Here is a 9695-nt window from a genome sequence, read left to right on the forward strand (position 1 = left end):
GAATCGTCCGCCGGGCCTCCACCTCTGCTGCCGTGTCGCGCGGGCTACAGCGCGCCGAATCCCACCCGCCGGGCGCTGGGCTCGCCGATCTCCACGTAGGCGATCCGGTCGGCCGGCACCAGGACCTTGCGGCCCTTGTCGTCCGTGAGGCTGAGCAGCTGCGCCTTGCCGCTGAGCGCCTCGCTGACCGCGCTCTCGACCTCTTCGGCGGAAAGTCCGCTCTCCAGAACGATCTCGCGGGGCGTGTGCTGCACCCCGATCTTGACCTCCACGGCTATGTCCCTCCGACGGTCCGTCTCTGCGCGGTGAACCGCGCCGTACGCAGCACACACTAGCCCGGTGAAGGGACGGACCACGGGTCGACCGGCAACGCCCGCAGCGAACACCGGCCGCGGCTCACGCCGGGTTCAGTGCTGATCGGTGCCGTGCAGCGGGAATCCCGCGATGCCGCGCCAGGCGAGCGACGTCAGCAGTTGTACGGCGGAGTCGCGCGGGATGCCGGACGGGCTGGAGAGCCAGTAGCGCGCCACGACCTGGGAGACGCCGCCGAGACCGACCGCCAGCAGCATCGATTCGTCCTTGGACAGGCCTGTGTCGCCGGCGATGACGTCGGAGATGGCCTCCGCGCACTGGAGCGAGACGCGGTCGACCCTCTCGCGGACCGCCGGCTCGTTGGTCAGGTCGGACTCGAAGACCAGACGGAAGGCGCCGCCCTCGTCCTCCACGTAGGCGAAGTAGGCGTCCATCGTCGCCTCGACGCGCAGCTTGTTGTCCGTGGTCGAGGCGAGCGCCGTGCGGACCGCCTGGAGCAGTGACTCGCAGTGCTGGTCGAGCAGGGCGAGGTAGAGCTCCAGCTTGCCGGGGAAGTGCTGGTAGAGCACCGGCTTGCTGACGCCTGCCCGCTCCGCGATGTCGTCCATCGCCGCGGCGTGGTAGCCCTGGGCGACGAAGACCTCCTGAGCGGCGCCCAGCAGCTGATTGCGTCGGGCACGGCGGGGCAGCCGGGTGCCCCGCGGGCGCGCCGCCTCTGTCTGCTCGATGGCTGTCACGCCGCCTCCCAAAATCGTGTTCGAACACAGTCGTACCGTGCACGCTGCGCCGTTGGGCCATCGTACTTTTGAGTAACCCGGGTGTGCGCGGCGCGGACGCAGAATTTCACGGACCGGACGGCTGCGGAAGCCGCAGATACGTCGGCTCATGCCGCAAAGCGGTGCGTTCTACCGGTAATCGTCCTCATCCTGTGCGACGACGCGTGCCTGCTCCGCCGCATCCGCCTCGTTCGCGGTGCTGCGGTCGATGCCGGTGAGCGGTTCGTCGCGCTCCGGACGGACGGTGGCCTGCTGTTCGGCGGTGTCGGCTTCCGGGGCCTCGGGGTCCGGTGAGTCCGGCTGCGGATCCTCGAAGGTCTCCGGGTCGCTCGGGTCGACCGTCATGATGGCTCCCTTCCTTCCCTTGCAGCCTAGGAGCAACCCTCCGGGGGCGCTATGCGGCCTGTGACCGCGAACACACGAACCACCGCGTGATCGTCTCGTAACATTGCCGCATGTCTTCGACCGAGCTGCCCGGTATCCACGCCGCCGCTGCCGCGGTGGCACCCACGGTCAGTGCCGTCCGGGTCGCCGAGGGGGAGAAGCTGCGCTCCGTCACGCTGCCCGGCCTCACCCTGACCGTCCGTTCCCGCCCGGCGGAGACGGCGGGATCCGCTCCCGCTCTCTTCGTGCACGGCCTGGGCGGCTCCTCCCAGAACTGGTCGGCCCTGATGCCGCTGCTGGCGGACACGCTCGACAGCGAGGCGGTCGATCTGCCCGGCTTCGGGGACTCCCCGCCGCCGGACGACGGCAACTATTCCGTCACCGGACACGCCCGGGCGGCGATCCGGCTGCTGGACGCGGGCAGGCGTGGGCCCGTTCACCTTTTCGGTAACTCTTTGGGGGGCGCTGTTGCCACTCGGGTCGCGGCCGTCCGGCCCGATCTGGTGCGGACGCTGACGCTGATCTCCCCGGCCCTGCCCGAGATCCGGGTCCAGCGGCCCGCCGTGCCGACCGCCCTGCTCGCACTCCCGGGCGTCGCATCCCTGTTCGTCCGGCTCACCCGGGAATGGACCGCGGAGCAGCGCACCCGCGGCGCCATGGCACTCTGTTACGGCGATCCGGCACGTATCTCCGACGAAGCCTTCCGTCACGCGGTGGCCGAGATGGAGCGCCGGCTGGAACTGCCGTACTTCTGGGACGCCATGACGCGCTCGGCACGGGGCATCGTCGATGCCTACACGCTGGGGGGACAGCACGGGCTGTGGCGCCAGGCCGAGAGGGTGCTCGCACCGACCCTGCTGGTGTACGGCGGAAGGGACCAGCTCGTCTCGTACCGGATGGCACGCAGGGCGTCCGCGGCCTTCCGCGACGCGCGCCTGCTGACACTGCCCGACGCAGGGCACGTGGCGATGATGGAGTACCCGGAGGCGGTCGCCCAGGCGTTCCGGGAACTGCTCGACGAACGTGGCGGGAGCTGATCCGGGGCGTGGGACGACACAGTCGAAAAGGCCCCGGGGCCACCCGGAGTGAAACCGGGGCACCTGCGGGCGCCGCCGCCGAGCGCGGCACCGGCCGGCGCGGGCGGGACTCCGCCACGCCGCCTCCGCAGGACGGCCACAGTCCGTTCGGCGACGCACCGCAGGTGCGCGGCGGGCACCCCGAACAGCGAGAGCCGGGCGGAGGCTGGGGGACCGGGCCGCAGCCGCGGTACGGCAGCCGGCCGGACCCGGCGGGTCCCGCCGGCCAGGAGGTCTTCCGCGCCGGGCAGGCCGCCATGGCGCGGCAGCAGGCGGCGCAGCAGGCCGCGGCCGGGCGGCGCACGGCCGGGCCGCAGACCGGCAGTGCCTCGCTGATACCCGGCCCGCGCAGGGAGTTCCTCGAGGCGTTCGACACCACGCCTTCGCGTCCCACGCCACCGGTTCCGCCCGAGGAGGCGGCCTGGACCTCCGCGGAGCCCGACGGGTCCGACGAGGCACAGGACGACGAGAACGGCGGGAACGCGAAGGGCGGCAAGGGCCGCACGTTCACCGGGATCGCGGCCGCGGCCGTGACCACGGTGCTCGCGGTCGTGGTGGCCGGGCAGGTGACGCAGGACTCCGGGAGCACGGCGGACGGCTCGCAGGCCGCGGGCGTCGACCGGCAGGAATCCGAGGACGCCTCCCGTTCGGTGGACCGGCCGACCCCCCAGGTGCAGCGGCAGGAGGGCAAGCCCCTGTCGTACGCGCAGAAGATGGCCACCGCCTTTCCGCTGGCGCCGGACCTGAAGGCGTCCGGGAAGTTCGAAGCGGTGGCCGGGCTGGCGAAGGCTCCGGGCAAGGGGCACAAGTACCGGTACCGGATCGACATCGAGAAGGGTCTGGGCCTCGATTCCGGACTGTTCGCCGACGCCGTGCAGAAGACACTGAACGATGACCGCAGTTGGGCGCACAACGGCGCCATGACCTTCGAGCGGATCTCCTCCGGTGAGCCCGACTTCGTGATCACCCTCGCGAGCCCGGGCACCACGGCGGTCTGGTGCGAGAAATCGGGGCTGGACACCACCGAGGACAACGTCTCCTGCGACTCCGCCGCCACCGACCGCGTGATGATCAACGCCTACCGCTGGGCACAGGGCGCCTCGACCTTCGGGGCGGACAAGCTTCTGCCCTACCGTCAGATGCTGATCAACCACGAGGTCGGCCACCGGCTGGGGCACAACCATGTGAGCTGCAGCACCCCAGGAGCCCTGGCGCCCGTGATGCAGCAGCAGACCAAGACCCTGGACCTGGACGGCATCAAGTGCCGCCCCAACCCTTGGGTGTATCCGGGAAGTTGAGCCGCCCAGGTGTCGCGCTGTCCGCATGGTGGGACGGGCGTCTCATCACGCGTTGACATCGGGGGAGGGGTCGTTCATATTTCTCCGCATGTCACGCAGCCCCGCATTCTCCGAGAGCGCCGCCCTTGAGCTGGCGCTCCTCGGCGTGGCCGGGCACTGCGTAGCCGACGTTCTCTGTCGCTGACGCCTGCTCGAGCGCGCGTCGGCCCCCTGACGAGCCCCTTTCCGGCTCCTCGGCCCCTCTTCTGCCGCGCCCGGGCGTACTCCGTCCGCAGGCGCGGCATTTCGGTATCCGGTCCTTCCCCCCTTCACCGGGGCGGGACCCGCTGCGCCCGCAAGGACATCTCCTCCTCCTGCCGCAGCACACCGAGAGGTCATCTTCCGATGAGTCAGCCGTCCGTCATATCGCGCCGCGTGGCAACCACCGCCGCTGTCAGTCTCGCCCTGGTCGCCGGCCTCGCGGCCTGCGCCGGACCTCAGGACGACGGGGGAGACGGCGGCGGATCCGGCGCCTCGGGCAAGCCCCGGAAGGGCGGCACCCTCACGGTCCTCAACAGCAATCCGCAGGAGGACTTCGACCCGGCGCGGCTGTACACCTCCGGCGGCGGCAACGTCCCCTCCCTGGTGTTCCGTACGCTCACCACCCGCAACCGCGAGAACGGCGCCGCAGGTGCCGAGGTCGTCCCCGACCTGGCCACCGACCTCGGTACGCCGAGCAAGAACGCCACCGTCTGGACGTACACCCTCAAGGACGGGCTGAAGTACGAGGACGGCACGGCGATCACCAGCGCGGACATCAAGTACGGCATCGAGCGGTCGTTCGCCGCCGAACTGTCGGGTGGCGCGCCGTACCTGCGTGACTGGCTGATCGGCGGGGCCGACTACCAGGGTCCGTACAAGGACAAGAAGGGCCTCGACTCGATCGAGGTGCCGGACGAGAAGACCATCGTCTTCCACCTGAACAAGCCCGAGGGCGAATTCCCGTACCTCGCCACCCAGACCCAGACGACGCCGGTGCCGCAGGCCAAGGACACGGGCACCAAGTACGAGGAGCACCCGGTCTCCTCGGGGCCGTACAAGGTCGTCTCGAACGAGAACGACGGCGAGCGGCTGGTCCTGGAGCGCAATCCGCACTGGTCCGCGGCCACCGACGAGGAGCGCAAGGCCTACCCGGACAAGGTCGACGTACGCTCCGGCCTGGACTCCGCCGTCATCAACCAGCGGCTCTCCGCCTCGCAGGGCGCAGACGCCGCGGCCGTCACCACCGACACCAACCTCGGCCCTGCCGAGCTCGCCAAGGTCTCCGGCGACAAGAAGCTCGCCGCCCGTGTCGGCACCGGCCACTTCGGCTACACGAACTACATCGCCTTCAACCCGAAGGTGAAGCCCTTCGACGACCCGAAGGTGCGCCAGGCGATCTCCTACGCCGTCGACCGCTCCTCCGTGATCAACGCGGCCGGCGGCTCCTCGCTCGCCGAGCCCGCCACCACCTACCTGCCGAACCAGAAGTCCTTCGGCTACACGCCGTACGACCACTTCCCGGCGGGCGAGACGGGCAACGCCGCGAAGGCCAAGGAGCTGCTGAAGGAGGCCGGTTACCCCAAGGGCCTGACCGTCACCCTCACGCACTCCAACGACAAGGACTTCGAGACCAGCCCGGAGATCGCCACGGCACTCCAGGCCGCCCTCAAGAAGGCCGGCATCACCGTCGAGCTCAAGGGGCTGGAGAGCAACGACTACTCCGACACCATCCACAGCGCGTCCAAGGAGCCGGGCTTCTTCCTCGCGCACTGGGGTGCCGACTGGCCCTCCGGCGGCCCGTTCCTCGCACCGATCTTCGACGGCCGCCAGATCGTGAAGGACGGAGCCAACTTCAACACGGGCTTCCTGAACGACGCGTCTGTCAACCAGGAGATCGACGAGATCAACAAGCTCACCGACCTGGACGCCGCCGCCCAGCGCTGGGGCGCGCTCGACAAGAAGATCGGCGAGCAGGCGCTGACGGTGCCGCTCTTCCACCCGGTCTACAAGCGGCTCTTCGGCCAGGACGTCAAGAACGTGGTCATCAGTGACTGGACCGGCGTTCTCGACATCTCACAGGCCGCGGTCAAGTAACCATGTCGGAAGTACTTCTGGTCCAGGAGGCGGGAGCGGCGCCCCTCGCCGCCCCCGCCTCCGGGGCCCGGCAGTTCTGGCGGCGGCTGCGCGCACAGCGCGCGGCCACCGTCGCGGCGGCCGTGGTCCTCCTGCTCTTCCTGGCCGCGCTCGCCGCGCCGCTGCTCAGCGCGCTGGCGGGCCAGGACCCCAACACCTACCACCCCGGCCTCGTCGACTCGGCGGCCGGCGGGGTCCCCATCGGCTCCTTCGGGGGCATCAGCGCGGACCACTGGTTCGGTGTCGAACCGCAGACCGGCCGCGACCTGTTCGCCCGCGTCGTGTACGGGGCACGGGTCTCGCTGGGCGTGGCCGTCGCCGCCACCCTCCTCCAGGTCACCATCGGAGTGGTGGTGGGGCTCGCCGCGGCCCTCGGCAACCGCTGGGTCGACCAGGTCCTCAGCCGGATCACCGACATCAACGTCGCCCTGCCGCTCATGGTCATCGCCCTGGGGCTGCTCGCCGTCGTACCGCCCTCGTTCCCCCGGCCCGTCCTGATCGCGCTGGTCATCGGCGGCATCAACTGGGCGGGTACGTCGAAGATCGTGCGCGCGCAGGCGCTCGCCCTGAAGTCCCTCGACTTCGTCTCCGCGGCCCGGCTCAGCGGACGCGGGCGGTGGAGCATCGCCCGGCGCGAACTGCTGCCCTCGCTGGCCGCGCCCGTCATCACGTACGCCGCGCTGCTCTTCCCCGTGAACGTCACCGTCGAAGCGGCCCTGTCCTTCCTCGGCGTCGGCATCAAGCCGCCCACACCGTCCTGGGGCCAGATGCTCACCGAGGCCGACACCTGGTACCAGTCGGCTCCCACCTATCTCCTGCTGCCGGCGGCGCTGCTCTTCGTCACCGTGCTCGCCCTGACCGTCCTCGGCGAGGGCGTCCGCACGGCACTCGATCCCAGGGCCGCCTCCCGGCTCCGGATCGGCACCGGGCGCAAGGAGCGCAAGGAACGCACGAAGGAGCAGACATCGTGACCGGGTTTCTGCTGCGACGGCTCGGTGGAGCCGTCTTCGTGCTCCTCTCCCTGACCGTCATCCTGTACGCGGTCTTCTACGTGGCCCCCGGCGACGTCGCCCAGATCGCCTGTGGACCGCGCTGCTCGCCCGCCCAGGTCGCCCAGGTGACCGAGCAGCTCCGGCTCGACGACCCCGTGTACACGCAGTACTGGCACTTCCTCCAGGGCATCGTCGCTGGACGGGACTTCTCCACCGGCACGGGCGTGGAGCACTGCTCCGCACCCTGCCTCGGGGTCTCGTACCAGAGCGACCAGCAGGTCATGCAGCTGATCGTGACCAAGCTACCGGTGACCGGCTCGCTCGTCATCGGGGCGTTCGTCTGCTGGATCCTGCTCGGCGTCGGCACCGGAGTGCTGTCCGTCCGGCGGCGCGGCAGGATCACCGAGCGGGTCCTGACCTGGCTGACCCTGGCCGGCACGGCGACGCCGGTCTTCGTCATCGGCCTGCTGCTCATCATCATCTTCTGCTCCACGCTGCAGTGGCTGCCGTCACCGACCTATGTGCCGTTCACGGAGGACCCCGAGCAGTGGGCCTGGGGGCTGCTGCTGCCCTGGGTGTCCCTGGCGCTCATCGAGTCCGCCAAGTACGCCCGCCTGACCAGGAGCTCCATGCTGGAGACGCTCGCCGAGGACCACGTACGCACCTTTCGCGCGTACGGCGTCAGTGAGCGCGCCATCGTCGGGCGGCACGCGCTGCGCGGCGCCGTCGCACCCGTGATCGCGCTCAGCGCGCTCGACTTCGGCAGCATGTTCGGCGGCGCGGTCCTGACCGAGTCCCTCTTCGGGATCCCCGGACTCGGGCGCGAACTGGTCCACGCCGTCAAGGTCGTCGACCTGCCCGTGGTCGTCGGCATGGTGCTGGTGACCGGCTTCTTCGTGGTGCTCGCCAATGCCGTCGCGGACATGCTGTACGCGCTGGCCGACCGACGGGTGGTCCTGTCATGACAACACCGCTGGTACAGGTCGAGGACCTCACCATCGACTTCGGCACCGTCCGCGCCGTGGACGGGCTCTCCTTCACCCTGGAGGCGGGCGCCGCCCTCGGTGTCGTCGGCGAATCCGGATCGGGCAAGAGCGCGTCCGCCTCCGCACTGCTCGGGCTGCACCGGGGCACCGGCGCCCGGGTCACCGGCACCGTCCGGGTCGCCGGTACGGACGTGGGCGCCGCGGACGAGGCCGAACTGCGCGCCCTGCGGGGAGCGAAGGCAGCGATGGTCTTCCAGGACCCGCTCTCCTCGCTCGACCCCTATTACACGGTCGGTGACCAGATCGCCGAGGTGTACCGGGTGCACAACTCCGTCTCCCGGAGGGCGGCACGGGCCCGGGCCGTCGAGGTCCTGGACCGGGTCGGCATTCCGGACGCCGGCCGCCGCGCCCGGTCCCGGCCGCACGAGTTCTCCGGCGGGATGCGCCAGCGGGCACTCATCGCGATGGCCCTGGCCTGCGAGCCCCGGCTGATCGTGGCGGACGAGCCGACCACCGCCCTCGACGTCACCGTGCAGGCGCAGATCCTGGACCTGCTGCACGACCTGCGCCGTGAGACGGGCATGGGGCTGCTGCTCGTCACCCACGACGTGGGCGTCGCCACGGAGAGCGTGGACGACATCCTGGTGATGCAGCACGGCCGCGCGGTGGAGCGCGGACCGGTCTCCGAGGTGCTGGGCGCGCCCCGGCAGCCGTACACCCGCGAGCTCCTGGCCTCGGTACCCCGGCTCGACGAGAAGCGGGCCGGTGTCCCGGGACCGAGGACCGTGCCCCCGGACGCCGAACCGCTCCTCGAAGCCGTCGGCCTCCGGCGTGTGTTCGGCCGGGGCGCGGGCCGGGTCACGGCAGTGGACGGGGTCTCGCTCACCGTCCGGGCCGGCGAGACCCTCGGGATCGTGGGGGAGAGCGGCAGCGGCAAGACGACGCTCGGGCGCATGCTCGTACGGCTGGAGGATCCGACGGCGGGGCGGCTCCGGTACGGGGGCAAGGAGATCGGCTCGCTGCCGGAGAAGCACCTCCGCCCCTTCCGCCGCGAGCTCCAGATGGTCTTCCAGGACCCCGTCGCCTCGCTCAACCCGCGGCGCTCGATCGGTGAGTCCGTGGCCGACCCGCTCCGTGCCGCCGGGGAGACCGACGAGACCCGGATCCGGGACCGCGTGAGGGAACTGCTGGAGAGGGTCGGCCTGGACGCCGGACGGTACGAGCGCTATCCGCACGAATTCAGCGGCGGGCAGCGTCAGCGGATCGGCATCGCGCGGGTGCTCGCCGCCGAGCCGAAGCTGATCGTGTGCGACGAGCCGGTGTCCGCGCTCGACGTCACGACCCAGGCCCAGGTGATCGCGCTCCTCGCGGAGCTTCAGCGCGAGCTCGGCATCGGGCTCGTCTTCATCGCCCACGATCTGGCCGTCGTCAGGCAGGTCAGCGACCGTGTGGCGGTGATGCGGCAGGGCCGGATCGTCGAGCAGGGTGCCGTGGACGAGGTCTACGGATCGCCGCAGGACCCGTACACGAAACAGCTCCTGGCCGCGGTCCCCACGCTCGATCCCGCGCACGCCGCCGCGCGCCGTGCGACCCGCTCGGAACTGGCCGCAGCCTGACTCAGCGTCACTGAACACCCGTGCGTCGCAACAGAACGCGACTGGAGCGGGAAAGTTACGCCGGTTCACCCCTTTCGGTGGTGCGACGGACAACCGTCCGT

General features: G+C 70.7%; 10 protein-coding genes. 7 read left to right on the forward strand and 3 right to left on the reverse strand.

The features are described from left to right. Positions 1-44 precede the first annotated feature (44 nt). The 3 genes from ACFWFI_RS36710 to ACFWFI_RS36720 form a co-directional block, all read right to left on the reverse strand. Positions 45-272 carry a DUF3107 domain-containing protein gene (locus ACFWFI_RS36710; RefSeq protein WP_387399030.1) on the reverse strand — a complete coding sequence of 76 codons (228 nt, stop codon included), beginning with the start codon at positions 270-272 and terminating at the stop codon, positions 45-47. A 135-nt stretch (positions 273-407) separates the two neighbouring features. Continuing rightward, the gene (locus tag ACFWFI_RS36715; protein ID WP_147959380.1) at positions 408-1049 is read right to left on the reverse strand and encodes a TetR/AcrR family transcriptional regulator; all 642 of its coding nucleotides are present in this window, start codon (positions 1047-1049) and stop codon (positions 408-410) included. 168 nt (positions 1050-1217) lie between these two features. After that, on the reverse strand, positions 1218-1433 hold the full coding sequence (locus ACFWFI_RS36720) for a hypothetical protein (protein ID WP_387399033.1): 216 nt from the start codon (positions 1431-1433) through the stop codon (positions 1218-1220). Positions 1434-1543: 110 nt separating this feature from the next. Here ACFWFI_RS36720 and ACFWFI_RS36725 point away from each other — a divergent pair, with 110 nt between their 5' ends. The 7 genes from ACFWFI_RS36725 to ACFWFI_RS36755 all read left to right on the forward strand — a co-directional run bounded on the left by ACFWFI_RS36725 (position 1544) and on the right by ACFWFI_RS36755 (position 9594). Beyond that, the gene (locus tag ACFWFI_RS36725; protein WP_387399036.1) at positions 1544-2509 is read left to right on the forward strand and encodes an alpha/beta fold hydrolase; all 966 of its coding nucleotides are present in this window, start codon (positions 1544-1546) and stop codon (positions 2507-2509) included. An 8-nt stretch (positions 2510-2517) separates the two neighbouring features. Then, entirely contained in the window at positions 2518-3846 is a 1329-nt protein-coding gene (locus ACFWFI_RS36730; RefSeq protein WP_387399039.1) for a DUF3152 domain-containing protein, read from the forward strand. 88 nt (positions 3847-3934) lie between these two features. Then, positions 3935-4030 carry an Ms4533A family Cys-rich leader peptide gene (locus ACFWFI_RS36735; RefSeq protein ID WP_387399042.1) on the forward strand — a complete coding sequence of 32 codons (96 nt, stop codon included), beginning with the start codon at positions 3935-3937 and terminating at the stop codon, positions 4028-4030. Between the two features lie 200 nt (positions 4031-4230). Next, positions 4231-5961, forward strand: a complete 1731-nt coding sequence (locus tag ACFWFI_RS36740) for an ABC transporter substrate-binding protein (RefSeq protein ID WP_387399045.1) — start codon at positions 4231-4233, stop codon at positions 5959-5961. 2 nt (positions 5962-5963) lie between these two features. Beyond that, complete coding sequence (locus tag ACFWFI_RS36745) at positions 5964-6971, forward strand: ABC transporter permease (protein ID WP_387399048.1); 1008 nt, start codon at positions 5964-5966, stop codon at positions 6969-6971. Then, a complete protein-coding gene (locus ACFWFI_RS36750; protein ID WP_387399051.1) occupies positions 6968-7957 on the forward strand; it encodes an ABC transporter permease in 990 nt (329 codons plus the stop codon). The genes ACFWFI_RS36745 and ACFWFI_RS36750 overlap by 4 nt, the downstream gene beginning before the upstream one ends. Beyond that, complete coding sequence (locus ACFWFI_RS36755) at positions 7954-9594, forward strand: dipeptide ABC transporter ATP-binding protein (RefSeq protein WP_387399054.1); 1641 nt, start codon at positions 7954-7956, stop codon at positions 9592-9594. The genes ACFWFI_RS36750 and ACFWFI_RS36755 overlap by 4 nt, the downstream gene beginning before the upstream one ends. The last annotated feature ends 101 nt before the right edge of the window (positions 9595-9695 follow it).

Origin of the sequence: Streptomyces sp. NPDC060209 (assembly GCF_042728155.1) — a bacterium.
GTDB lineage: Bacteria > Actinomycetota > Actinomycetes > Streptomycetales > Streptomycetaceae > Streptomyces.